We start from the raw sequence: 26,673 nt of genomic DNA on the forward strand, positions 1-26,673 counted from the left end.
GAACCGCTGACGCGAACACCTGGCCAGCCGCTCTCTGCGGCTGGTTTCTTCTGACAATTTCATCAGTTTAAATTCCGCCAAAAAAACAAGACCATCGTCTCATATTGTCATACTCCCTTCACAACCACAGGTCTAAGATAGTTCCTGCATGGAAGCTTATCTCCGTTGAGTGATCTCACGCCGCCACCGGAGAGCAATAAAAATAACTCTCCACTCTCTCTGTGAGGTCGGTATGAAAAAACCTTCTGTGCGCGCGCTGACCGCCGCATTATTGCTGTCAGGCACTGCGCTGGCAGTCCAGGCCGAAGACAAAGTCTGTCTGTATGAACATGCAGAATATCAGGGCGCCGAATGGTGTTATGGCGTTGGTGATAACAGCTGGATCGGCTCTTCCCGCAACGACAAAGTGTCGTCCATTAAACTGTACGGCAACAGCTATATCGAAATTTTCGAGCACAGCAATTACGGCGGTAAACACAGCCGGGTGATGGCCAATACCTACAAAATGGGCAATATGAATGACGGCATCAGCTCGTTTAAAGTGCGTAACCGTAACAGCAATGATTTTGCCTGTTTATTCGAGCATCCGGGCTTTCGCGGTACACCACACTGCTTGCAGGCCGGTGAAGGTGAATCCGATCTGAATAATGTATTACTGGGCCGTAACAAAGCCTCTTCGCTGCTGGTTGCCGGTAAAGCCAATGTCGAGATTTTTAATTACCCCGGCTTTAACTACAGCAAAGAAAACCGCATCCTGACGCGCAGCACGTCCAATCTGGAAGAACGTCCGGCCGGTTGGGTTGAAGATAATATCGACTCTTTCCGCGTGACTTCACGCGCACCTACCGCTCAGGAAGCTGCGATCGATATTACCGAAGCCGCCGGTTACCGCAGCCCTATCCGCGAAACCAATGCTCTGGCAGCCCACAACGCGTTTAACAGCACCGCGTATTTTGGCGGCCAGCTGATTCCCGGACCAAACCATCGTCGTGCGCTGATCGAACAGTTACAGCTGGGCGTGCGTTTCTTTGAACTGGATGTCAGTAAAGGTGGCAGCTACACCAAGGTCTGTCACTCGGTTGATTGCGGCACCACCTTTACCACCACGCTGCGCCGCATGCTGGGTGAAGTGGACAGCTGGCTGAAAGGCGCCGACGCCAATGACGTGGTGTTCTTCTACCTGCAGGACGATATCAACGGTGACAGCAGTGGCTATCAACAGCTGCAGAACGACGTCGCCTGGCTGGGCGATATCGTCTACACCGCCGGCAGTTGTCAGACCCTTCCCTACGACCTGACCTTCGAGCAAATCCGCCAACAGGGAAAACGGGTCTTTATTTATAAAGATGACGGCAGCACCGGCTGTGATATTGCCAAAAGTGTTGCTGTTAACTTTGAGCAAAACAAAGGTGTCAGTGGCCTGAACGTTTATGAAAATCACTTTAACAGCAGCCGCTATGTTCGCTCACAGGAATGCATTAACTATTTCTGTAACGACAACGTCAGCGCTGCAGATGCATTAACCGGCCTGCAGAACGGTATCAACGCTTTTGGTCTGGATATGATTGATGAAGGCGATATGGATAACAGCGGTGACCGCCTGAACAACCAGCTTTGGGCAGTCGGACCGGAAGGTGCAGGCTCAGCCTACAGCAACGGCCGCATTGCCCGTTTCCACGCCAGTGGCAATCGTTTTATGAGCGTTGCTGCCGACAACAGCCTGAACTATGCCTGCCGTAACAACAGCGGCCAGTGGGCCATCACTCAGGCGATGGGTAATGCCGCCAACGGTACCGCTGCATGTGCCGCTGAATATCCGGGCTATAGCTATACAACCCCGGCCAGTGCCTATGAAGCCCGCCTGCTGCGTAATGCCATCACCTCCGGCAGCGACGTGCATGTGAACTTTGCGGTCAGCAATGGTCAGTGGTTGCCGGATCGCTGGTAACAGCGTCTGCCGCTCGGCTCTGACCTTAAAATCCCGCGCCTGCGCGGGATTTTTTATTTCCGCTACAGCACAGAAAACTCTGCAGGCATAATGCTGTTTCCAAAGACAGCAGCCAACATCCGATGCGCAAATCAGGCAAGCCGACCACCGCATTAACTGAGCGCAGTTTTTATCGCGCCGGCCCCGACCATCGCAGCGTACTGGGTGGCGTCATTCCGGATTTTCTTACCATCCGTCAGCTGTTTGATTTTCGCGGTGTCGAAATTGGTCGCTGGGTAACACAGGATGAGCAGGAACATGCCGCGGCCTGTTTCTACGATGCATTGTGTGATTTAGCCCAGATTCTTGCCGGCCAGCCATTACCTACAGCAAAAACCCTGCGCCTGCGGCGCGAGCTGATCTCGTTACGCGGCACGCTGGCATTGCAATATGGCCGTGGTGGCCGCCCTGGCGTATCGGCCCATTATTCGCCGCTGCAACGCAGTTTTGCTTTAGCCAAAAATGCCGGTCCCGGCAGCATTGCTCACGAATGGTTTCATGCCTTCGACCACTATATGGCCACCAAAGCTTTTACCGGCGCACCGGCTATGAGTTTTGCCTCGTCCCTCTGGCTACAGAATAAAAGCGCGACAGAGCATCCGCTGAATACCTTATTGGGCGACTGCTTTAAAGCCATTCTGCTCAGCGTTGATGGCAACGATCCCAGCCCGTTGTTTATTGCTTCAGCCGCGCAGGATAAAGCGCTGAATATCCACTACTACAGTCAGCCGGAAGAACTCTGCGCACGCGCTTTCGAGGCCTTTATTCAGGACGCCAGTATCAAAAATGTTTTTCTGGTAAAAGGCAGTAAAGCATCGGCGGAAGCGCAATCAGGCCTGTATCCACAAGATGAACAGCGCCGCACTATCAATCTGGCTTTCAGCCGCTACTTCTCCGCCCTGTGTCAGGCATTGCTGCGCCAGCCCACAGAATTCAACCGTTGACCTGAAGCATTTATAAAGCCATTTCTTGTAATCTGGCTGTTGTTGTCCGGTAAGATAAGCCTCAGGATATACGTCAGGCAGTGCACTGTCCGGCAATCCTCAAATGTAACGAGTTGAAAAATATTGTCTTTGGCGCTGGAACTTCTGCCAGAGCTGAGGCAAAGGTTACCCCATGTTATTCGATATCCGCACCCTGGTTGCCGTAATGGCAATCACCACCCTGGTCAGTGCCATCACCCTGTTTTTATTCTGGCGCCTGCTGCCGGAAGAGCGCGGCTTACGCCCTGCTGTATTTGGTGCTGCATGCCAGTCGCTGGCCACCATACTGATTCTGCTTCGTGGTCAGATTGCCGATGTTTTATCCATCTTTGCGTCGAATATATTATTACTGCTGTCATACGCATTGCTGTATCAGACGATGCGTATTTTTTGCGGTAAGACGACCGAGTGGCGCTTGCCTGCAATCATTATTATTGCTCTTGCTCCGGTTTTCTTATTTTTTCCCGGCAATGAATATCTCGGCATGCGGGTAATCGCCAGCGCGATTGGTATTGGCTCGCTGTGTTTTCTGATTGCACTTGTTCTCTACCGTGAACGACAGCAGCAACTACCAGCCCGCCGCGGTGTCGCCATTGCCTTTGCCGGAGCGTCAGTCTGCAGCCTGATCCGCATTGTTGTGACACTGAAGTACCCGCCCGGTGATATTCATTTTCTCGATAAAAGCGACGATTCCCTGATTTTTATCTGGGGCATTATCCTGGCATTTATTTATGCGTTTTCCATCATCATGATGACGTCAGAGAGACTGCGGGAATCACTGAAACAAAAGCTTAATGATGAGCAGAAAGCACACCAGGTTGCCGAGCGGGCTCTGCAGGAACAGCGGGCTTTTGTCACTATGCTGTCACACGAATTCCGCACACCACTGGCCATTATCCGCGCCAATACCGACGCTATAACCCTGCTCTCTGATCATCAGAACAATGATATTGATACCTCGGTGGAACGGATCAATCGTGCCAATTTACGCCTTACCACGCTGGTTAATGGTTGTCTGAACAACGACCGTGTACAGAATCTTCTGACCGACAGCCAGGAAACCTTCAGTGACGTCAACCTGACCTGTGTGTTGCAGGAAGTTGCCGATGAATATGACGTGCAGCTGCACGGTGATAACAGATCGCCGATCGTCGTACAGGGTGACCGTGATCTGTTATTTATTCTTTTTTCTAACCTTATCAATAACGCGATCAAGCATTCAACCGACCGCAGAAATATTGAATTTTCCTGGTACCTGGATGCTCACGCCGTACATATCGATGTCGCCGATGACGGCCCGGGCATTGCTGCAGAAGCCCGTGAAAAAATATTTGAAAAATACTTCCGCATTAACGCCGACAAGCGCACTCCCGGTACCGGTTTAGGATTGTATTTTGTGCGCGTTATCGCCGGACAACATCATGGAAAAGCAAGGCTGATCGACGGGGACAGCACCCGTTTCCGCATCAGCCTGCCGTTAAAGGAGAACACATAATGAGCGACATCCGCGTATTGCTTGTGGATGATGAAGACGACTTCCGTGCACCGATCGCCATGATTCTGGCCAGTCAGGGCATGGATGTGTGCCAGGCAGATTCTGCCGAAGCGATGGACTATGTACTGCAGAGTTATCAGCCTGATGTCATCGTACTGGACGTAAACCTGCCCGGAGAGAATGGCTTTGAAGCTGCCCGGCGCCTGAAACAAAAGAACAGCAGTAAAATTATTATGCTGACCGCTTACGGCGCGCTGGAAGATCGTCTGCAAGGTCTGAGCTCTGGTGTCGATTATTACCTGCCCAAACCGGTCGACAGCCGCGAATTGCTGTTAATTATCAGGAACCTGGCCGGCAGACAACAACAGAGTATTCAGCTGCCGCCAGAGGTTCCGGTTCTGCACCAGGAGGCTCCGCTGACAATCCCGGCCGGTGAACAGGTCTGGCTACTGAACCTGCCGGAATGGCAAATTATTATGCCGCAGAAAACCACGCAGAATCTGAATTTGTCGGAATTAAAATTATTGCTGAAGCTGGCCAAAACGCCGGGGACAGCAATCTCACGCAAAGAACTTTATGCCGCCCTCGGTTTTAAACAATATGCACCGGAAACCCGCAGTCTGGATGTGATGGTGTCGCGCCTGCGTCGTCGCTGCAAAGCTGATGGCCAGGAAATGCCGATTAAAACCGTGCACAGTATCGGCTATTCCTTTAACGGCGCGATTGAGATTATCGGCAGCTCTGCACTGGCCGAAGAGGTGGAGGCCATGTAGGCCTCAGCCGGCAACCGACAGTGCCAGCAGCTGGCTGATTTCATTCAGCGAGCGCCCACTGTCGGCACGCCACTGATCAAACGCCTGCTGCACTGTCGCCCGCGCTTTGGCAGAACCCGGCATGCTGTTGGTAACACCTTCAAGCTTCAGTGCGGCCAATACATCGTTGGAATAGATCGGCATATCCACCCCCATACGCCGCAGCCACAGCTGTCCGGTTTTGCCACCAAGACGGGCACCGGATTTTTGCAGGGTGGCGATATTGGCGCAGATATCTTCCGGCTGCCAGGCGGCAAAGAATGCGGCAACCGAGCCGTACTGTGCTTCCAGTCCGGCCAGATAATCGGCGTTACTCTGAATAGAACGGGTCTTGCTCCAGTGTTTGATCAGCCCGTCTTCCTTCATCATGGCTTCGAGCTGCTCGTCCGATAACTGACGGCAGTAGGCGAGATTAAATCCGCCGAATACCTGTTCAAAGCGCGGCCATTTATCGTCCACCACCTGCCAGCGGAAACCTGACTGAAACACCGCGCGCGAGGCTTCCGACAACCACTGTGGCGCCGGAATCTGCAACAGCTCTGCCGTGCTTTTGGGCTTCGTCAGGCGCGCTTTGACACTGGCTTCAGAATGGCGCGACAGCGCACGTTGTTCGATTTCACTGAAATGGCGGAAAGACATAGCACCCCTCGTAACTGCGGTCAGAAAACCCGTTCAGACTACCAGCATCCGCCACCGTGCGCGCACAAAAAAGCCCGCACAGTGGCGGGCTGAAGCAGATGCAGGAGGAATTCACATGCTCAGGTAGGCAATAGCAAACAGTAATACCGAGCTGACCAGGGTTGCCCACATATGGATATGCAGCATTTCATGTTCGCTGAGCTCATGCTCAAAGGTTTCAGTATCGTCCACGACAATAATCTCAATTGGCCGTCTATGACCATTATTCTAGATCAGCTATGAACGGACGTTCTGTTTATTGCCGGAATTTTCGTAACCATTCTGTGCTGTTTTGTAATCCGGCCACGGAAACGGCTCATTACACGCCCGGCACAGCCATTCAGCACCATAAATCACTTAATACTGTCTGGGGGCTGAAGTGATGTGCGATCTGCGCCTGTAACAGTTCAGCACAGGCGAGGGCATCGGTCTGCGCATGATGCGGGCGGTAAAACGGCAGATGGTAACGGCGGCGGCAATCGGCCAACCGTACCGAGTCGGGTTTGCGGCCACGCAAACGCTGCCAGAACCCCGGCTCACGGCGCACGCGGTATGCCAGAGCCATGGTATCAATCACCGGAAATTCGATGCTTTCACCAATCCTTGCCTGCAGTGCATTGCTGAGAAAACGCCGCTCGATACTGCGGTGATGCGCCACCACCACGCGCCCGGCCAGCTGGGCCAGCAGGTCGTCCAGCACCTTGCTGAGATCCGGAGCCGCGGCAATATCGCTGTGAGTAATACCGTGCACCACGATGGATTCACTGGATAAACGTGCCCGCGGCCGCACAATCCAGTGCACAGCACCGGCGCAGGAGATCCGTGCCAGTGTCATGGGCACCAGCCCGATGCTGACAATACCGCCCTGCTGCGGATCAAGACCGGTGGTTTCAAAGTCCATGGCCACCATAGGCACATCGGCAATGGCCGTGCTGCCGGCCGGTACGCCGGCCTGGTAATACTGCTGCAGGGCCGGGTGACGGGCACTGGCGGCCAGTTCGCGGAAACGGGCCGGCCAGTCGACCGCCGACAAATCTTCTCCGCTGAGACTGGATTCATTCTGCAACTGACTGCGGGGCAGATAAAACACGGCTTATACCGCCCGTCCGGGCTGATACCGAAACTTCAGAAACTTCTGCGCATTGCTGAGAATCTGGAAAGCGTCTTTCAGGTTTTTACGCTCAAAATCCGACAGATTTTCCGGCTCGATATTATTATCCGGCTCGGTTCCCGATTGCAGATCCAGCGCCTGATGCCGGATGCGCACCATGGCAATTAATTCCAGCGCGTCGCGCAAATCCGGGCCATTACCCGGCGGTAAAATACCGGCTTCGATGATATCTTCCAGGCGTTCAAACGAATTATGCGCAGCAGAGCCAACCGCCAGCGCATGCACACGGATCAGATCGGCCAGCGGCGCCGTGCCACGTCTTTTCATATTGATGGAATTGGTATGCTTACCATCGGTCTCCATCACAAAGCCTTTAAAAAATCCCAGTGGCGGCGTGCGCATTAATGCAGCGCGTGCCATACAGGCAAGAAAGCGCGAATTACTGCGTGCCTTACGCCGGATAAGGTCGTTCAGCATGTCGCTCCATTGGGTTTCGCCCCATACCCCTTCAAGATCAAAAAAGATGGCGCTGTTAAGCAGGAATTCCGGTGAGGGGCGTTCAATCCATTCGCTGAAATATTGTTCCCACACTTTTAATGGCTGGCGCCACTGGCGGTTGGTTGCCATCACCTTACCTTTGCAATAGGTATAACCACAAGCCGCCAGACCATCACACACAAAGGTCGCGAGATTGGAAAAATATTCATCGTGTAATTGCGGATCAAAGCGGTTATCCAGAATCAGGGCATTATCCTGATCGGTAACAATTAACTGCTCTTCCCGTGCCATGGAACCCAGCGCCAGAAAACAATAAGGCACCGGTGGCGGGCCGAATTTTTCTTCCGCCATTTCCAGCAGGCGCTGTTTAAAGCTGCGGCCAATCACCGCCATGGAGCCGCCAATCATGCGTGAATTAGCGTCCTCAGCCACCAGTCGGCTGAAGCAGGCGCGTACATCGCTGGCCAGTGCCGTCAGCTCTTCCACCGTTTGTGCATTAAAAATACTGCGCACCACAAACAGACTGTTCTGCGATTCATAACGGATAACATCCGCCAGCGCGATAACCCCCAGCGGTAAGCCCTGTTTAATGACCGGCAGGTGATGCACGTTATAACGCAGCATTAATAAAATGGCTTCGAACACAAACTGATTGTGCTCTACCTTGGTTAATTCGGCGGTCATGATATCGGTTACCGGCGTATCGAATGGCAACCCCGGCGTCACCAGCCGGTCGCGGATATCGCGGTCAGTCACAATGCCCACCAGACGTGACGCCGCCATCGGCTGATCATCCGAGGTGGTCACCACCAATAACGAAGAAACACCTTCTTCGGTCATACGGATAGCCGCATCACGCGCCGTCGCAGCGGCCGGTAAGAGTACCGGTTCGCGGCTGACCAGGGTTTCGATACGGGCTGTCATCAGCTCGTTGGCGTCTTCGCGCCGGGCAACAGCCTGACGCAGACGCGTGCGGTCCTCCACCTCAACCTGATCAGCAAATTCTTCGTTATTATCAAATAATTCGGTAAATAAAGGCTCCGGAATCATATACACCAGCGTGTCTTCCAGCGCATAAACCGGAAAGCGCACACGCTTATTACGCAGCAAACCGAACTCGGCAAAAAAGCCGCCTTCGCTTAAGCGGTTATAAAGTTCGCCATTACGCCGGAACACTTCGACGGCGCCACTGCGGATCACATACCAGTCATTAATTTCGGCGCCGAATTCCAGAATCTGCTGTCCGGCTTTGAAATAGGCAATGCTGATCTGTACAGCGACCTGCTGCAAAACCTCATCACTCAGGCCGGTAAAGGGCTGGTGCTGACGCAGGAAATCAACAATTTCGATATGTTCTGCTTGCATGGCAATTCCGTAAAAAAACAACAGCACAGGAAACCCTGTGCTGTTGTTACTTATAGCCGTTTCAGGCCGCTTTAAGCCGGTTTAGGCTCAGAAGACAAACCTTTAATAATGGAAAAGGTCGCTACCAGTAAAACGATGGTAAAGGGTAATCCGCTCGACACCGCCATCGCCTGCAAAGCCACCAGCCCACCGCCGAGAATCAGGGCAATGGCCACCAGCCCTTCAAAGGTACACCAGAATACCCGTTGCGGGGTTGGCGCATCGACCTTGCCACCGGCAGAAATCACATCAATAACCAGTGAGCCGGAATCCGATGAGGTAACAAAAAACACGATTACCAGAATAATACCGATAAAGGACGTGATCTGCGCTAACGGCAATGCATCCAGCATGGCAAATAACTGCAGCGGCAGTGCCGATTCTGCGGCGGTTTTGTAGCCGTCCTGAACGTACTGTTCAATTGCGGTGCCGCCAAATACCGTCATCCATAAAACACAGGCGGCCGATGGCACCAGCAATACCGACACCATAAATTCACGCACCGAACGGCCACGGGAAACACGGGCGATAAACATACCGACAAATGGCGACCAGGAAATCCACCAGGCCCAGTAAAAGGCTGTCCAGCCGGAGGTGAAATTCGCATCCTCCCGCCCAACCGGATTGGAAAGCGCCGGCAGGTTCTGGAAATAGGCCAGCATATTGTCAAAAAAGCCGGTCACAATCGCCAGTGTCGGGCCAACGATAATGACAAACAGCAGCAACAGAATGGCCAGTATCATATTGATTTCAGACAGACGCTTAACCCCGGCGTCCAGACCGGCAACCACCGACATCATGGCAATAGCGGTAATACCAATCACCAGTACAACCTGCGTGGTATTGCCTTCCGGCAGGCCAAATAAATAATGCAGACCGGAGGCTGCCTGAGAAGCACCCAGACCCAGCGATGTGGCCAGACCAAACAATGTCGCCAGCACGGCGATAATATCAATGATATGCCCCGGCCAGCCCCACACGCGCTCACCCAGCACCGGGTAAAACACCGAGCGGATGGTCAGTGGTAAACCTTTATTGAACGAAAATAACGCCAGCCCCAGCGCCATAATTGCGTAAATAGCCCAGGGGTGAAGTGCCCAGTGATAAATGGTTGCCGCCATACCGAGACGGGCCGCCGCTTCGGCGTCACCCGCCGCAGCTCCCAGCGGAGCCCAGTCGGTGCGTACGCCATTTTCGGTGCTGATACCGGCAAAGGAACTGCCGAAGTGTGAAAGCGGCTCAGATACGCCGTAGAACATCAGGCCAATCCCCATACCAGCGGCAAACAGCATGGAGAACCAGGCGGTATAGCTGTAATCGGGGGTGGCTTCGGTGCCGCCTAAGCGAATGCGCCCCAGAGGCGAAACAATCAAACCAAGACAGACAATCACAAAAATATTACCGGCACTGAGGAAGAACCAGCTAAGGTTGGTGGTCAGCCAGCTGCGGATGCTGCCGAACAGTGGTTCAACCTGATTGTGAAACAGCAGAGTCAGCAGCACAAAAGCGATAACTGCCAGACCCGACACCGCAAACACGCGGTTGTGGATATCGAGCCCAAAAGGGCCAACATTGACAATGATGTTGTCCTGACCGACCTGATAATCAGTGTCGATCGGATTCACATCGCCATCGGGGATCATAGGATCATTTTTTTCAGCCATTGCGGCCAGCCTCCCGTGGTTTATTCAGACCTGCTTATTGCTTACGCGCAGGCTCGGATTTCAGGCGCCGATACAGGATCGGGCAAGTGCATACCAGACTGCTTCACCGGGAAGAAATGCCTGCCAGGGCATCAGTCTGATACAGAAAATGGCCTGAACAGCCTAGCAAAAAGGACGGTGTTGGGCAAAAAACGCCCCTGAACTTTCAATAACCACGGCCATTCCAGCCGAAGTGAGGGCTAACAAATACGGGAGAGAGAGCAACAGCAGACAGTCAGGAAGGCAACCTCAGCGCGTCAGAAAATTCTGCACGGCGGTGATCTGATCACGCGCCATCAGCATCGGTGCATGACCGATTCCGGGAAACTCAACCAGCTGGGTATCGTTATGCTGCAGCATGCTGCGCGCCGTTTCGGCCAGCAGTAAATCGGATTCGGCACCACGGATCACCAGCACCGGGCAGTGCACCGCACTCCAGACTGCCGATAAATCGACATCCCCGGTCACCGCGGCAAAGCCATCGGCAATGGCCGGGTCGTAACGCAGGCATAATCCATCGTCACAGCTCTCAGTGCCATGCAGCGCCAGATGCGCCCATTGCTCATCGGTCAGCGGGCCGAAAGGCTGTGCTACCTGACGTAAATACTGTTCAGCTTCGCCGACGTGAGCAAAATGCGGCGCTTTGCCCACATACTGCCCCAGCCGTGCCAGCGCACTGTAAGGAATAAAAGGCCCGACATCATTCAGCACCAGCTTGCCGATGGTGTCGCCGGGAGCGGCAGCCAGCATCATGCCGATCAGTCCGCCCATCGAGGTGCCTACCCAGTCACAACGGCTGACAGCAAACTCGCTGAACAGATGCGCCAGCAATTGCTGCATCTGTGCGATATACAGCGGATAACCGTACAGCGCCGGCTGTTGCAGCCAGTCGCTGTCACCACGCCCTAATACATCGGGGCAGATTACGCGGTAATGTTCAGCCAGTTTTTCTGCCAGCGAATCGAAGTCGCGGCTGTTACGGGTCAGGCCATGAACACAGAGCAGCAAGGGCTGTTGTTCGTGCAGGCTGTTATGCCACTGCATATAGGCCATGCTGCGCGTCCCTTCCGGGGTCTGAATGTCCAGCCGGTGTTGGCTGTGCAGAATGCTCATAATCTCTCCCTGCCTGAAATAGCGGCAAATACCGCAAGCGCTGTCTGTGTCAGCTCAGGTTTTGTGTTAACCACTGCTGTACCTGGGCGTAGGGCTGTTGTTCGAGCCTGCCCATGGCTCCCAGCGAGCGGGCTTTTATCTTGCTCAGCCAGGGCACATAAATACCACATAAATAGCGGGTTAACAGCTCGATGGAGGCCGACTGGCCGAATTGCGCCTGAATAGCCTGCTGCACCGGAGCACAGAGCGCACGCGCATCCAGCCCGCTGAAATTGCCCTGCGTATTACGTACCGGCCACGGCTGATGTTCACCACGACATACCGAGCAGCGACCGCAATCTTCACTCAGGTTATCGCTGAAATAACCGGCCAGCGTACGGCTGATACAACGCGGCTGACGGAACAGCTCCAGCATATGCTGTATACGCTGAATTTCGCTCTGCTGTTTGGCGGCAAAATGCTGATATAAATCATTGGCCAATGCCGGCTGCAATAATGCGGTATTTACCCGGTAAACATCAGTCATCTGTTTGCTTTCCAGCTGCAGCCAGCCTTTTTCCTGACAGTATTCCAGCGCCCGCAGTGCGCGCAGCCGTGGTGGTACATCGCTGCCTGTCTGAGTCTGAGCTTGCTCCAGTGCCGGAATATTCAGTGTGTACCAGCTGCGGCCTTTATCGCTGCTGTTGAATACCGTACGCAGAAACTGCTGCGGCTCCGGCTGAAAATGCGCCAGTAATTCTTCTTCGTTACTGTTAAGGCGGTATTTATATTCGGCAAAATAGCTGTATTGCGAGGTTAATACGCCACGCATTTCCAGATTAACCAGTAGGGTTTTTAACGGTAATAAACGGATATTGCTGGCCGCCGACAGCGGTGTCATCAGCACTTCCCACTGACCATTCTGGGTTTGTGTACTGATCGTCTGCAGCACCTGCTGAATACTGCTCAGCTCCGGCGTATCACCGTAGACAAAGTTTTCCAGCACCGTCAGGCCCGATTCATCACCGAGCATGATGCAGTCTGAGGCTTTGCCGTCGCGTCCGGCACGGCCGATTTCCTGACTGTAATTTTCGATGGATTTGGGCAGGTCGTAATGAATCACCTGGCGGATATTGCTTTTATCCACACCCATACCAAAGGCAATGGTGGCAACAATCACCGGCGTGTTGCCGCGCATAAAGCGCTGCTGAATGGCATCACGTTCTTCGTGACCAATACCGGCATGATAGGCTTCAACGGTAAAAGGCAACTGAGCGTTCAAGGCGGCGGCGACTTCCTCGGCGGTATTCTGCAGGGTGACATAAATAACCGCGGCAAAATCCTCGTGTTTTTCCGCACTCTTTTTCGCCAGATAATTCAGCCAGGTGGCGCATTTGGTAACGCGCTCATGCTCTGCCGTCGGTTGGGCCAGCAAGCGTAAATTAGGCCGGTAAAAGCCGGTGCAGACCACATGCTCAGGTTTAATAGCAAAATGCTTTTGCATATCGGCAATCACTGCGGTGGTTGCCGTAGCCGTTAACAGCAACACCTGTGGAATAGCAAATTCACGGCAGTAATCGGGTAGTTTTAAATAATCCGGGCGGAAATTATGCCCCCACTCAGAAATACAGTGCGCCTCATCGACCACCAGCAACGAGATGGGAATCTGCTGAATAAACTGGCGGAAGCGTTCATTTTTAAGGCGCTCAACCGACACCATTAAAATTTTAATGCTGCCGCTGCGCACGCCGTTCATCACTTCCTGTGCTTCGTCGCGGCTCTGGGTAGAATCAATGGTCGCTGCGGCAATACCCTTACTGCGTAAAAACTGCACCTGATCCTGCATTAATGCCAGCAGAGGCGAAATAACCAGCGTTAAATTTGGCAGTAATAAGGCCGGCAGCTGATAGCAGAGCGATTTACCTGAGCCGGTCGGAAAAATAGCCGCGGCCGAATGCCCGGCCAGTAACGCCTCAACCACCGGCTGCTGACCGGGACGCAACGCTGCAAAGCCAAAGTGGTGCTGCAGTGCGGCCTGCCAGTTCATATTCGTCATCGTTAATTAATCCTTATAATCAGACGCATTTTTATGCGTTTGATGTTTGCGGTAAGTCAGCGGGCTGCAGTTTTGCCAGCGTTTAAAAGCCCGTGAAAAAGTGCCCTGATTGCGGTAGCCCAGCAGCATGGACACTTCCAGCAGACTGAGGCTGTTATCGGCCAGATACTGGCAGGCTAATTGTTCACGGGTACGATCCAGTAACGCTTTCCAGCTCAGATTTTTTTCATCCAGCCGCCGCTGTAAGGTTCTTACTGAACAGTACAGGCGCGGCGCCAGCGATTCGATGGTCGCTTCTCCTTCCGGCAGCAGACGCACCATTTCCGCCTGCAGCTGGCGCAGAAATTCATCCGGCTCCGGCACCGCACGCAACATCGACAGCGCCTGCTCTTCCAGAAGATGCCGTAACCCCGGCTCACCGCGCATTAATGGCAGGCTCAGAACCTCAACACTGAATACCAGGCGGATGCGGTCGCTTTCCATCAGCACCGGACAGGCAAAAAAATCTTCCAGCGCCTGCAGCTGCTGCGGGTTACAGCGATGACTGAAGTGCACCTGCTGCAGGGCAACATCACGCACCAGATTCTGCCGGGTAATATGCACCAGCGCGGCAATGGCTGTTTCGTCCACCAGCGCCATCCCCGGTAACGGCTGCCAGGCGATTTCCACACACTGAGTGCTATCCACGCTGCGGCTGTGAATCTGCGCCACCGAAGCACCATAAAATAAACGCTCAAAGCGCTGATAACTCAGCAGCGCCTGACCGAGATTGTCGCAGGCCGCCGCGAGATAACCCAATACGCCGGTATGCTGAAGCGTCACCAGGCGTGCTAACGCCAGCGAGGCGGCCTGATCCTGCGGACGCAGGGCAAAAGCCGCTGCCAGCATCTGCGCCCAGTCGTTAATCGGCACATTGTCGGTCGGCCCGTAGGCTGCAACCGCTGCGCGCAATGCCGGGGCATCCAGCCCGTTCTGATCAAGCCAGTCGGTAAGCAGCCGGATCCAGCTGCCGGTGACACGGACAATACCTGCATTCTGTGGAGTTGGCATGAAATGCTAAAAACCTGGCACGAGAAAGTCATTTTGCTTTTCAGTTTCCCGGTAGATTGGCCAGCATGTCAAACCCAGCGGAGAAAAAGATGGAAGACTTCTTACACGCCCTTGTGTTTATCGTTCTGGCCGGCCCGGTATTTTTTGCCGTGATGTTTGCCGAACGCGCCTGGCTGATACGTCAGGGAAAAACCGATGCCTACGACCTGAAAGAATCGGCGGCCAATATCGGCACCGGCCTGATTTATAAAGTGCTTGATGCGCTGTCGATTATTTTTATTGGTTCCGTGATTTATCTGGCCGTACAGAGCTATGGCTTTCAGTGGCAGTCATCATCACCGCTGCTGAATTTTATTCTGCTGATGGTGCTGGTCGATTTTAATTTCTACTGGGTGCACCGCTTTATGCACAAAGTGCGCTACGGCTGGGCCGGGCACTGGGTACACCACAGCTCTGAGCGTTTTAATTTTTCCACCGCACTGCGGCAGACCCCGGTTGTGTCCTTTAACGGTATTATGCTGATTGCCATGCTGCCTGCGGCAGTAATTGGTTTCAGTCTTGAACAGGCGGTGATTGCTCTCGAACTTAACCTGTTTTTCCAGTTTTTTGTCCACACCGAAGTCGTGCGCAAACTGCCGCGCTGGTTTGAATATGTATTTAATACACCGTCACACCACCGCGTGCATCATGGCAGTAACCCAAAACAGATCGATACTAATTTTGCCGGTGTGCTGATTATCTGGGATCGTTTATTCGGCACCTTTGTCGATGAAAAAGATGCCGGCGAAATCCGTTATGGCGTCGACTTCCGACCGGCTAACAGTCTGAATCCGTTTCGATTAGTGATCGCCGAGTTTGTCAGCATGTGGCGGGATATTCTGCACTATCGTGATATCCGCATTCTGTGGAAGCACCCATCCTGGGTAGAAGAGCATTACGGCCGAAAATAAGGCATTTAAGAGAAGGACTTGAAGAGAAGGACTTGAAGAGAAGGACTTGAAGATAATTATTCAAGACTCCGGGTTCAATACGCTGGCTTACAGCGTATTGAACAACGCCGGGATAACTCCGCGGGCTATTGCGCCGAAGTCATCCCTTTCACCATAGACAACAGGCTTTCAGGATGAGCGTTGGATACTAATGTGTAACTGGTGCCCTTATGGTCAAAGGCTAAATGCGCAAAGAGCGGAAACTGGCTGAGCAGCACCGGTGTATTGCCAATGGTCAGCGGCACGGCGGGTACGGTTACCGGCTGGCTTCCCTCTGGGGTGGCAATAGCAAGCAGAAAGAATTTATCGCCATAGTAATAAGCCGCACTGCTATTGCTTTGCTGATAAAACTTACGCTGAGAGAAACCCCAGGTATTATTTTTATCCTCCGGCCAGACAATGTTGTTAGCAGTCTTTTTACTCAGCTCTTTCTGCGACAGGGCTTTCTTACTTAAATCCAAAACCCTTACCTGAGTATTCTGCGGTAAGTTAATCTCCGGCAGCGTCAGGCCTTCTTTATTGAATTCGATGCTGTTGTTTCTGATGGTCGATTCAACACCATTATTAAATATAAACCGGGCCTGCATAAACAGGGAGTGATGATAATCGACAAAGGCTTCTATCTTTCTGATTTCATCGCTTTCATCTCTGGCGACAAAATCGATACCAACCGCCAGACGGTCAGCAACGTGAATAGACGGCGTAAAGGTCTGCTCGTAATGCTCTTTGTTGAACAGATAGACGTCTTTGATTGTCTCCAGAGAACCGCCCGCCTGATAAGCCTCAAGCCCTCTGACGATGAATGCCCGCTGGTTCGGTTTATCATGCAGGGTGATCACCCCTGCATGCTGGCTGACTTCAATACCGCTGAGAGAATCCGGCTGCAGCACCGTCTGATAAAAGCCATCCGGTTTTTTGAACAGCACATCACTGATAACCGCAGCACCAGCGCCCGCCTGCGCCTGCTTTGTTTGCGTCTGCTCTGTTTGCGCCCGATAGTTATCAAACTTGGCCAGATTATCGTGGGTGCGGTTGATCCAGAAGCGGTCTTCACTGTTTGTACCGGCATTAATATCCGCCAGACTGGCAGGGCTTAAGACAGCAGCACCAAGACAGAACGCCAGCCCGCTGTTGGTAACAAAGCGAGTAATAAAACGAGAGATCAAAGAACGAACATCCATATTCCAGCCCTTAAGTGATTATCCGGATGCTCACCCTAGCATGATATGTGGAGCGGAGAACACAGCAACGTAATCAGGTTTTTACCTCAGTCTCAATACGGCGATGGACTGCTTATACTAGCGAAAATGCATTATCAGAGAGCGCCTTAATCCAGCATTCTGCCTGTATATCGGCCGTAGCCAGCAAGCATCTTCGTTATCATCAAGCATCGCCTGCTGCCATTTGGGTGTAGCGTTTTAGAGTGGGTGTCCTGCTAATTTCTCTGAAGTTTTCGCCATTTATGCGCCTTATCTGATTTTTTATTACATAATGCCTGCGTATTTTGGTGGTGGAAGATCATTCTACGTTAACGTTAATCACGCGATTTATATTATCGCCAATCGTCTCTTTCAAATCGCTCAAGCACCTCAGCCGGACAGAGTTTGCTGGCCGTTATTTGCAAACCAGTAATTTCAGACAAATCATCCATGGCATCAAAGAACTCCCTTCTGCTGGAAAATTCATCCAGGCCCAGATTACCTGACAGCGAATAATAATTGTCGCCATAACGGGCAATGCCCTGACGATTCAGAACCAACACTGGGTAAACCATAAAGGTGGTTTGGTTACCGGCACTGGTTGCGGTTGCTATTCTGAACATCAGACAGATTTTATTCACATCATCAAAACGGATTTCAGTGATGCTTTCTTTATAAAGACGGACCTTATGCTCCACCAGACGGTCTTTCTCAATAAGAATATGAAGCCTGTAACGTAACATCAGAAAACCCGGTATAAGAAAAATTACAACCGCAATAAAAATCATCACCCACATCGCCGGAGACAGTACCGGTTCTAATACACTCGCCAGCAAGAATGCCAGCCCAATACCGATGAATACCTTACCCCAGAGATGAACACTCTTGGCAAATGGTGAGTCTATATCAATGAATCCCTGATCTTTATTTATGCTGATCATAAATACCTTCCCTATACTTAAATCCTAAGAGCTATTCACAGCCAAAGATACTTACCAGATCCCCCTATCACGTCAGCAGGGCAATCTTTTGAGAATATATCCAGGCCTGCTAATCGCAACGAGACGGACATAAAATCGCACACCTAAAAGCTCGCCAGCAGAAAACAGCTGCGACAATCACTATGATTTACCGATCTGACGTGCATCGTAAATAAGTAACGGCAACCCTAATCTGTGGAAATACTCTTCGATGTCGGTATCTCAATCCTGTTAATTAACGACACCAGCACAAAGCTCAGCAGCATCAGTAAATACCAGGAGGACAGCTTGGCCAGCGGTACCATTTGCCAGCCATTCTGCTGATTGGGGTAAACCCAGATATTGGTGTAGGTGGCGATATTTTCTGCCAGCCAGATGAACAGGGCCACCAGCAGCCAGCCAACCAGTAACGGCATATGGCGGTGCTCGCGGTGCATACGGAAATAAATATGGGTGCGGGCAAATAAAACGATGGTTGCGCCCAGCAGCAGCCAGCGCAGATCCCAGATAAAATGATGACTGAAGAAATTCAGGTAAATCAGAACCACCAGAATAATGGTCCAGTGGCGGCGCGGGTAATACGAATAACGGAAATCGAATATCCGCCATACGCGGGCAATATAGCTGCCCACGGCGCTGTACATAAAGCCGGTAAACAGCGGCACATTGCCAATGCCAAATACATAATCTTCGGGGTAAACCCAGGAGCCGATGGCGTCTGAGGTTTTGAATAATTCCATCACGGTGGCCACCAGATGGAATACAACAATCACCCAGGCTTCGCGCAGGGTTTCCAGCTTAAAGGCCAGTAACAGCAGCTGAAAGGCGATAGCGGCGAGAAAGATAAAATCGTAACGATGCAGAAATTCGAGCGGATACCAGTAACGGGTAACGATCATTACCAGCAAAAGAAATCCGCCGAACAGGCAGGCGTAAGCCTGCTTCAGACCAAATAACCAGAATTCGTGCAGCCAGTCCCTGGCGCGATGATAGTGCACGGTTTATTTCTTAACCGGTTCTTTCAGCGCTAACGGACTGATATTACGGCTGACCAGCAAGTCCTGTGCTTTGTTCATCTTTGAGCGGTCAGTAAAGGGGCCGACAAATACACGGTGCCAGGTGCTGCCATTAACGGTCGATTCCTGACGGTAGGCATTCAGGCCTTCGAGCAGCAGGCTGGCGCGCAGGCGCTCGGCATCGTCAGCAGAGCGGAAAGAACCGGCCTGTAAACGATAGGTGTAGCTGACTTCGGCATCTTTGGGCGTCGATTTATACACATCGACTTTAGGTACTTCGACGGTCTGTTTTTCCAGCAACTGGTAAAATTCATAGCTGGGTTTGGCGACTTCTTTTGCCGCTTCTTCTTTGGCTTTTTCCACCCCCAGCTTCAGCGCTTTTTTGGCATCGCCTTTTACGGCTTCCAGTTCATCGCCGGCGGGAATAGTCGCCAGATACAGAATAAATCCGATAAAGGCGACTGCCAGTGTTGGCGTGGTTACCCACACCCACTTGGGAATACGACTTGCGCTGTCCGACATTTCGTTGTCCTGTTATGTAGTGCCCATTAACACTGATTAAAGGCGCTGATTTCTGGTGTAGCGTACGCCGTTAAGACAAGGCGAAGTCGGGCGAGAAAGCGGAGCCTACATATTCGTAAGTGAGCATTTCGAGCACGACTTCAACGCCGTATTAACAAGTACGGTAGCCAGAGCAGTTACATTTCCTGCGGCGCAGAAACACCTAATAACCCCAAACCATTGCTGATCACCTGACGCACGGCTTCCGCCAGTGCCAGACGGGCGTTACGCACATCGGCATCGTCCACCAGGGTTTTTTCTGAGTTGTAGTAGGTGTGGAAATCACCGGCCAGATCGCGCAGGTAATTCGCCACGCTGTGCGGCTCGTGATTATTGGCAGCCACTTTAACGATTTCCGGGAAACGGCCCAGTTTTACAATCAGGTCTTTTTCGCTTTCCAGTTCCAGTTTTGGCAGTGCCGCCAAACCTTCGGCCAGCGTCCAGCTCTGACCCGCTTCCGCCAGTTTACGGAAAATAGAGCATACACGGGCATGGGCGTACTGGATGTAGTAAACCGGGTTATCGGACGACTGTGAACGCGCCAGGTCGATATCGAAGGTTAACTGGCTGTCGGCTTTACGCGCGGCCAGGAAGTAACGGGTCGCATCGCGGCCCACTTCGTCGATCAGATCACGCAGGGTCACATAGCTGCCGGCACGCTTGGAAATTTTCACTTCTTCGCCGCCGCGCATAACCGTCACCATCTGGTGCAGCACGTAGTCTGGCCAGCCTTTTGGAATGCCGGCATTCAGCGCCTGCAGACCGGCGCGCACACGGGTGATGGTGCTGTGGTGGTCGGCGCCCTGCTCGTTCACCACGCGCTCAAAACCACGCTGCCATTTGTCGAGGTGGTAGGCTACGTCCGGAACAAAGTAGGTGTAACCGCCGTCTTTTTTGCGCATTACGCGGTCTTTGTCATCACCGAAATCGGTGGTGCGCAGCCACAGTGCGCCGCCGTCTTCGTAGGTGTAGCCATTATCGATCAGGGTTTTTACGGCGGCTTCCACTTTGCCTTCGCTGTACAGGGAAGACTCAAGGAAATACACATCGAAATCGACGGCAAAGGCTTTTAAATCCAGATCCTGTTCGCGACGCAGATAAGCCACGGCAAAGTGACGGATGGCTTCGAGGTCGTCGGCGTCTTTGGCTCCGGTAAAGCTCTGGTCGGCAGATTCAACGGTATCGCCGTTCATATAGCTGTTGGCCAGCTCGACGATGTAATCGCCACGGTAGCCGTCTTCCGGCCAGCTGGCATCGTCCGGGGTCAGGCCTTTGCAGCGCGCCTGTACCGACAGCGCCAGATTGTTAATCTGCGCACCGGCATCGTTGTAATAAAATTCGCGGGTTACATCCCAGCCGGAAGCATCGAGCAGACGGCAGATACAGTCACCAACGGCAGCACCACGGCCGTGGCCGATATGCAGCGGTCCGGTCGGGTTGGCCGACACAAATTCCACCTGCACTTTGCGCCCGGCGCCATCGTTGTTGCGGCCGTAGGCTTCTTTCTGCTCCAGCACGGCTTTTACCAGACTGGCGGTCGAGGCATCGCTCAGATAGAAGTTAATAAAACCCGGACCGGCAATTTCGACCTTTTCCACCAGCGTGTTGGCCGGCAGGGCATCCACCAGCAGCTGCGCCAGTTCGCGCGGATTTTTATCGGCAGGCTTGGCCAGCATCATCGCCAGATTAGTGGCCAGATCGCCGTGGGCTTTGTCGCGGGTGTTGTCGATCTGGATGCGCGGTTCGAGATCAGCGGGAAGGGTTCCCTGGGCCTTAAGAGAGGCGACGGCAGCGGACAAAAGCTCAGCAATTTGCGGTTTCATAGAGGAAATCTGGCCTGATTAATTTGTGTTCAGAAGATGTTTTCAGAAAAGGGCGCGATTATCGCAAAAATGCCGGTTTGGGTGAAGGGCGCCGGGGAGATTTAAGAAGCAACCTTAAATGTCTGTTTTTACAGCAAAAATGCTGTTTGGCCCCAGCTTATACGCAACTTTCCCGCAGTTAACCCACAAAGTTATCCACATTTTATTTTTTGTAAACACCTGTGCAAACGCCGCGCCATAACACAGCAGCAGCGCTCATCCTACTGATTTTTATTACAAAATTTCCTTGCCAGAGCCTGCTATCCGTGGCCTGCGGCTGAATTCGTACAGGCGTTTAAAATTCGCACGATCTGACAACAACGCCCGCATAAAGTGCCCTGCAGCCCCTTACCCCAAACTTTTCCACGATTTTATCCACAGAAACTCTGGATAACATTCACATCAGGCGCAGCAGGCTGATCGTTGTGGATACGGACCCTGAACAACAGGCATAAAAAAGCGGAAGCTGCTTTCGCACCTTCCGCTTTCGCTGTCGCACCAGCAGAGCCGGGAATTACGCCAGTGCGGCGATTTCCTGACCGGCAGCTTCCAGAGCGGCATTCTTGCTGTCGTCGCCCAGGTTCAGGCCTTCGGCATAAACAAAGCGCACATCGCTCAGGCCGATAAAGGAGAAGATGGTGGTCAGGAACGGCGTCTGTGTATCGGCCGGTGTGCCCTTATACAGGCCACCGCGGGTAGCCAGAATATGCACCGGTTTGTTGTCGAGCAGACCAACGGCACCCGCTTCGGTGTACTTAAAGGTGATCCCGGCACGGCACAGGAAATCGAGGTAAGACTTCATCTGCGCCGGAATGGTGAAGTTGTACATAGGCACGCCCACCACCACTTCATCGGCTGCTTTGATTTCGGCGATCAGGGCATCGGAGTAAGCCACAATGCTTTGCTGCTCTGTTGTGCGCTGTTCAGCCGGGGTCATAAAGGCACCAACGCTGTTGGCATCCAGATAAGGCGGAACGTCTGTGGCCAGATCGCGAATCACAACCTCGCCGTTCTGGTTAGCGGCTTTCCAGCCAGCGATGAATTTTTCGGCCAGCTGACTGGACTGACCGTGGTCGCCGAAGATGCTGCCTTTGATGTACAGAAGTGTTGCCATGTTTGTGCTCCTCAATGTGCTGTTCGCAGGAATTGAGGGCATTTTGCTCCGGACGATTTCGATTAAAAATCGCAAAAATCCGTGGCTATCTTTCTAAAAAGTTGTTCTTTTGCTGAAAACAGCAGGCCCACGGGTGATTTTTTCTCGTTCCTACGCTCTGCGTGGGAATGCAACTGTACCAGCAAGGGCTACCACGCAGAGCGTGGGAGCTAGGTGAAAAGCTGAATCGCGGAGAGGTTTTCTGCGCCTCTGGGGCCGCCGCAGAAACCGCTGATATGTCTGGCCTGTCCGCAGGGATGCGGACAAGTGGCTCCGGCCATGGATGGCCGATGAGACGCGCGGCCAGTAAATATCAAGGTTTCAAGGAATACGGCCCAGAAAGCGCGAAGCTGGGGTCGGCCCGCCGGCAAGGGGATAAGTTCCCCTGGGAGGCAGCAGGCCTTGATGTTAAAAAATGCTGTTTTTGCCAGCTACGGTGCTGATTAAAACTGTGGCCCCCATCGGCTGATTTTTGCATTCAGACCACCCGCACCAGCGCGCCTTTTTCCCAGCCCAGCCGTCCGGTACGCACTTTCTGGCGCTGAATACCGGGTACCGGCGCCAGCATAAACAGGTCGCCGTTGCGCCCCGTCAGAGTGCGCGGTACGCCGCAGCCTTTGGCCAGTGCGGCGTGAGCTTTCATATGCACTTCTTCACCATGCACGGGAATGGCAATTTCCGGCTGCACCCAACGGTACAGGGTTTCCAGCTCTTCCTGTGCCGGATGGCCGGAGGCGTGAATCGGCAGTTCGGCATCGTCGGCGGTAATCACCTCCACACCGATGCTGTGCAGCTGGTCGATAATGCCCTGAATGGCTTCTTCGTTTCCGGGAATGGCACGGGCGCTGAAGATGACCCGGTCGCCGGGTTCCAGCTCAAAATCCGGATGGGTGCCAGCAGCAAGACGGCGCAGCGCGGTATGAGGTTCGCCCTGGCTGCCGGTCGCCACCGCCAGCACTTCGTGGCGCGGTAAATAGCCCAGATGCCCGGTATCCACCGAGCCGGCACTGAACGGCCAGACACCCGCCCGCTTGGCGCACTGGTGCATATTAATCATCGAGCGGCCATAAAGGCCCATATAACGACCGGTATCGTCCGCCACATGAGACAGCGTTAACAGGCGCGCAATATTACTGCCGAAACAGGTAACGATAACCCGACCTTTAGCGCTTTCGATGTAATGGCGCAGGCCATCGTACAGATCGCCTTCCGAGGCGGAATGCCCGGCCACGGTGGCATTGGTGGAATCGCACACCATCGCCAGCACACCTTCCTGCGCCAGGCGGGTAAAGGTTTCCTGTTTATAGCCGTGGCCCACCACCGGCTCGGGGTCGAGCTTCCAGTCGCCGGTATGAAACACATTGCCGGCGGCGGTGCGGATCATCAGCGCATTCGGGTCGGGCACCGAATGCGTTAAGGCTAAAAACTCCACCTCAAACGGGCCGATGGCTACACGCTCGCCGGTTTCCGGCACGATGATTTTTACCTGATGCAGCAGGCCATGTTCGGCCAGTTTCTTTTTCAGCACTTCGGCGGTAAAGCGCGTGCAATACACCGGGCAGCGCAGCTTGTGCCACAGATAAGGCACCGCACCGATATGGTCTTCGTGGGCGTGGGTGATGATTAAACCGGCCAGCTGATCTTTACGCGCGGCAATAAATTCCGGATCGGGCATTTGCGTATCCGGCTCGCCCGAATGGTGGCGGGTGCCATCGGCGCTGACCCGCCCCGGCTTGGGGAAGGTCACGCCGCAATCGACCATCAGCCACTGATCGTCGTGGCCGTAGAGGTTCATGTTCATGCCGATCTCACCGGTACCGCCAAGGGGCAGGAAGAAGAGATCGTGTTCGCTGGGGCTCATGGTTATTCCGCTTTTGTGGCGAGTGATTGTAAATACAGCAAAGAACTGTTGCGGCGTTCGTGCCACTTACTGCGGCAGGCTGAACTCCACCGCACCGTTAAGCTCAACCGATTCCTCACCGCTAACGGCCAGTTCGAGCCGGATGTTGCCATTTTCCAGATGGGCCACCCGGTAGCTGCCACTGCGCAGATTCAGGCTCTGCATATTGGGGTAGGCAATATTCACGTATTCGCGATTGCCCAGATTACCACCGCTGCCGCTCAGGTCGAGGCTGCTGACGCCGACCACAAAGCCTGAACCGTCCGGCTCATCAATATATTTGCAGTCGGGGTAAGCACTGCAGTCGCGGCTGACAATATCAATGCTTCTGCGCGGACCACTGGCAAACTGCATGCTGGATATTTCAACCCGGTCAGCCTGCCACGGCGTCCCCATAATGCTGCCTTGCAGTGGCTGGTTTTTAAACTCATAGCAATGCTGGCGCAGGGGCTGTGGCGGCTGTAACGCTGATTTACGGATGTCTTCGCGCAGGGTGCGACCGAATTCCACGTAATAACGCTGACCACGGGCAACCATATAAACCTGAACGTCGCGCTCCGGATAACAGAACGCCGAAAAACCCATCACCACGCCCTCATCATTCACAGCCTTCACCCGGAAACTGTCCGCCTTTAAGCTCCAGCCGTCTTTCAGGGCCAATACAGCATCCGGATCACTGACGTAATGTTTGGCGGCGTAATCAAAATTATATTTGGCCAGGGTCTGATACAGGTACATGGCGGTATCGGCTTTCCATTTTTCCTGCTGATCAGCCGGGCTGAATTCGGCTTCAGTTGCAGGCGCAGTATCAGTTGTTTTGGCACCTGCCGCACCGGCGGTCTGATCCTGACCACAGGCAACCAATAGCGCCAGCAAACACATGGTTATGAATCTCATTTTTTCTTCCTTAAAAGTCATCAGTGCTGCTCAGCGACAGCCCGGCGGCGATTCTAACGCCGCTCTCTGTTCTCCACCATCCGCCGTGCAGCATAACGGCGGCGCCACTGTACTTGTGGCCCATCATCACAATGCTTACACTGCCGCCCTGCTTATCTGACCCCTGTTCTGTTTATGTCCCTCTCTCCACTGAATGCACTGGTACTGCGCACCTCGCTGCCGGTGATGTTTGGCTATTTACCCTTAGGTGCGGCCTTCGGCGTGCTGTTCAGCGAGCTGGATTACCACTGGCTGTATGCCACGGCGATGGGGCTGTTTATTTACGCTGGTGCCGGACAATTTCTGGCGGTGGGATTACTGGCTAATCAGGCAACGCTGACCGAAATGGCGGTGGCCACCCTGCTGCTGAATTCTCGCCATATTTTTTACGGCCTGTCATTAATCAGCCGTATGCCCAACCGTGGCTGGCGCCGCCTGTATCAGATTTTTGGCCTCACCGATGAAACCTACTCGCTGATTACCGCCACACCGCTGCCGGCGGATATCGACCGCGGCCAGTTCCAGCTGCGCATCACCGCCGTGAACCAGCTGTACTGGGTGATAGGCTGCACCCTTGGCGCCTGGCTTGGCAGCCAGCTGGAATTCAACACCGCCGGCATCGCCTTTGTATTACCGGCGCTGTTTATGGTGCTGACCATCGAGCAATACAAACACCTGCGCGATATCCGCCCTTTTATTGCCGCCCTGCTGATTGGCTTCGGCACATTGCTGCTGATCAGCCGCGAACAGATGCTGCTGATTGCCATCCTGCTCAGCCTCAGCGTACTGATGATGCAATACGCCGCGCGCCGCACACATAAGAGGCCTGAAGCATGAACGAATTCTGGTATCTGAGCAGTGTGATTGCGCTGCTGGCGGGCGTTACCTTCCTGACCCGCGCCCTGCCTTTTATGGTACTCGGACGGGTGGCCGACCACCCACTGCTGGAACACCTCGGCCGTTTTCTGCCGCCCATCGTCATGGTGCTGCTGGTGATTTATTCGTTTAAAAACGACGTGGCATTCTCGCTGGATTTTCTGCCCGAACTGGGCTGCCTGCTGCTGGTAACGGCGCTGCACCTGGCGTTCCGCCAGGCGCTGATCAGTATTGTCGGAGGGACGGCGATGTATATGCTGCTGGTGCAGATGGGGGTGGGTTAATTAAAAATAAAATGTGACTCATAGTCCGTAGACCGTGAAAGCAGTGTG

At 53.4% G+C, this 26,673-nt stretch carries 22 protein-coding genes; 7 read left to right on the plus strand and 15 right to left on the minus strand.

Features of this window, described 5'->3' with window-relative positions; all coding sequences use genetic code 11:
• Positions 1–232: 232 nt before the first annotated feature.
• The 4 genes from LGT44_RS00575 (at position 233) to LGT44_RS00590 (ending at position 5,238) form a co-directional block, all read left to right on the plus strand.
• Positions 233–1,948, plus strand: a complete 1,716-nt coding sequence (locus LGT44_RS00575) for a peptidase inhibitor family I36 protein (RefSeq protein WP_230330736.1) — start codon at positions 233–235, stop codon at positions 1,946–1,948.
• Positions 1,949–2,070: 122 nt separating this feature from the next.
• Entirely contained in the window at positions 2,071–2,931 is an 861-nt protein-coding gene (locus tag LGT44_RS00580; protein ID WP_230330737.1) for a CLCA_X family protein, read from the plus strand.
• A 172-nt stretch (positions 2,932–3,103) separates the two neighbouring features.
• Positions 3,104–4,465, plus strand: coding sequence for a sensor histidine kinase (locus LGT44_RS00585; RefSeq protein WP_230330738.1), 1,362 nt, complete (start codon positions 3,104–3,106; stop codon positions 4,463–4,465).
• Entirely contained in the window at positions 4,465–5,238 is a 774-nt protein-coding gene (locus LGT44_RS00590; RefSeq protein WP_230330739.1) for a response regulator transcription factor, read from the plus strand. Before LGT44_RS00585 ends, LGT44_RS00590 begins: the two co-directional genes overlap by 1 nt.
• Positions 5,239–5,241: 3 nt before the next feature.
• Here LGT44_RS00590 and LGT44_RS00595 read toward each other — a convergent pair whose 3' ends face one another.
• From LGT44_RS00595 to LGT44_RS00625, 7 genes are all read right to left on the minus strand, one after another.
• Entirely contained in the window at positions 5,242–5,916 is a 675-nt protein-coding gene (locus LGT44_RS00595) for a DNA-3-methyladenine glycosylase I (protein WP_230330740.1), read from the minus strand.
• Positions 5,917–6,295: 379 nt separating this feature from the next.
• Positions 6,296–7,045 carry a 3'-5' exonuclease gene (locus LGT44_RS00600; RefSeq protein WP_145470639.1) on the minus strand — a complete coding sequence of 250 codons (750 nt, stop codon included), beginning with the start codon at positions 7,043–7,045 and terminating at the stop codon, positions 6,296–6,298.
• Between the two features lie 3 nt (positions 7,046–7,048).
• Complete coding sequence (locus tag LGT44_RS00605) at positions 7,049–8,929, minus strand: DUF294 nucleotidyltransferase-like domain-containing protein (RefSeq protein WP_230330741.1); 1,881 nt, start codon at positions 8,927–8,929, stop codon at positions 7,049–7,051.
• 71 nt (positions 8,930–9,000) lie between these two features.
• Positions 9,001–10,632 (minus strand): BCCT family transporter, encoded by a 1,632-nt coding sequence (locus LGT44_RS00610; RefSeq protein WP_225692373.1) that lies wholly within the window; start codon positions 10,630–10,632, stop codon positions 9,001–9,003.
• Positions 10,633–10,920: 288 nt separating this feature from the next.
• On the minus strand, positions 10,921–11,784 hold the full coding sequence (locus LGT44_RS00615) for an alpha/beta fold hydrolase (protein ID WP_230330742.1): 864 nt from the start codon (positions 11,782–11,784) through the stop codon (positions 10,921–10,923).
• Between the two features lie 49 nt (positions 11,785–11,833).
• On the minus strand, positions 11,834–13,819 hold the full coding sequence (locus tag LGT44_RS00620; RefSeq protein WP_230330743.1) for a RecQ family ATP-dependent DNA helicase: 1,986 nt from the start codon (positions 13,817–13,819) through the stop codon (positions 11,834–11,836).
• Positions 13,820–13,825: 6 nt separating this feature from the next.
• Positions 13,826–14,869: an AraC family transcriptional regulator gene (locus LGT44_RS00625; protein ID WP_230330744.1), complete on the minus strand. Its 1,044-nt coding sequence runs from the start codon at positions 14,867–14,869 to the stop codon at positions 13,826–13,828.
• Positions 14,870–14,958: 89 nt separating this feature from the next.
• On the opposite strand from LGT44_RS00625, the gene LGT44_RS00630 reads away from it, so the two are divergent.
• Positions 14,959–15,819 (plus strand): sterol desaturase family protein, encoded by an 861-nt coding sequence (locus LGT44_RS00630; protein ID WP_230330745.1) that lies wholly within the window; start codon positions 14,959–14,961, stop codon positions 15,817–15,819.
• Between the two features lie 125 nt (positions 15,820–15,944).
• Here LGT44_RS00630 and LGT44_RS00635 read toward each other — a convergent pair whose 3' ends face one another.
• The 8 genes from LGT44_RS00635 to LGT44_RS00670 all read right to left on the minus strand — a co-directional run bounded on the left by LGT44_RS00635 (position 15,945) and on the right by LGT44_RS00670 (position 25,426).
• Positions 15,945–17,039 carry a hypothetical protein gene (locus LGT44_RS00635; protein ID WP_230330746.1) on the minus strand — a complete coding sequence of 365 codons (1,095 nt, stop codon included), beginning with the start codon at positions 17,037–17,039 and terminating at the stop codon, positions 15,945–15,947.
• Between the two features lie 371 nt (positions 17,040–17,410).
• The gene (locus tag LGT44_RS00640) at positions 17,411–17,998 is read right to left on the minus strand and encodes a hypothetical protein (protein WP_230330747.1); all 588 of its coding nucleotides are present in this window, start codon (positions 17,996–17,998) and stop codon (positions 17,411–17,413) included.
• A gap of 227 nt (positions 17,999–18,225) precedes the next feature.
• Positions 18,226–19,035 (minus strand): DUF817 domain-containing protein, encoded by an 810-nt coding sequence (locus LGT44_RS00645; protein ID WP_230330748.1) that lies wholly within the window; start codon positions 19,033–19,035, stop codon positions 18,226–18,228.
• 3 nt (positions 19,036–19,038) lie between these two features.
• A complete protein-coding gene (locus LGT44_RS00650) occupies positions 19,039–19,575 on the minus strand; it encodes an SPOR domain-containing protein (protein WP_145470616.1) in 537 nt (178 codons plus the stop codon).
• A gap of 176 nt (positions 19,576–19,751) precedes the next feature.
• Positions 19,752–21,437, minus strand: coding sequence for an arginine--tRNA ligase (gene argS / locus LGT44_RS00655; protein WP_230330749.1), 1,686 nt, complete (start codon positions 21,435–21,437; stop codon positions 19,752–19,754).
• Between the two features lie 553 nt (positions 21,438–21,990).
• Positions 21,991–22,590, minus strand: a complete 600-nt coding sequence (locus LGT44_RS00660; protein WP_145470612.1) for an FMN-dependent NADH-azoreductase — start codon at positions 22,588–22,590, stop codon at positions 21,991–21,993.
• A gap of 517 nt (positions 22,591–23,107) precedes the next feature.
• A complete protein-coding gene (locus LGT44_RS00665; RefSeq protein ID WP_230331860.1) occupies positions 23,108–24,490 on the minus strand; it encodes a ribonuclease J in 1,383 nt (460 codons plus the stop codon).
• 66 nt (positions 24,491–24,556) lie between these two features.
• Complete coding sequence (locus LGT44_RS00670; RefSeq protein WP_230331859.1) at positions 24,557–25,426, minus strand: hypothetical protein; 870 nt, start codon at positions 25,424–25,426, stop codon at positions 24,557–24,559.
• Positions 25,427–25,600: 174 nt separating this feature from the next.
• On the opposite strand from LGT44_RS00670, the gene LGT44_RS00675 reads away from it, so the two are divergent.
• Both LGT44_RS00675 and LGT44_RS00680 read left to right on the plus strand, forming a co-directional pair.
• Positions 25,601–26,302, plus strand: a complete 702-nt coding sequence (locus LGT44_RS00675) for an AzlC family ABC transporter permease (protein WP_230331858.1) — start codon at positions 25,601–25,603, stop codon at positions 26,300–26,302.
• The gene (locus LGT44_RS00680; RefSeq protein WP_145470606.1) at positions 26,299–26,625 is read left to right on the plus strand and encodes a branched-chain amino acid transporter permease; all 327 of its coding nucleotides are present in this window, start codon (positions 26,299–26,301) and stop codon (positions 26,623–26,625) included. Before LGT44_RS00675 ends, LGT44_RS00680 begins: the two co-directional genes overlap by 4 nt.
• The last annotated feature ends 48 nt before the right edge of the window (positions 26,626–26,673 follow it).

The sequence above is a fragment of the Thalassolituus alkanivorans genome, assembly GCF_020447205.1.
In the GTDB taxonomy this organism is placed as follows: Bacteria; Pseudomonadota; Gammaproteobacteria; order Pseudomonadales; family Oceanobacteraceae; genus Venatoribacter; species Venatoribacter alkanivorans.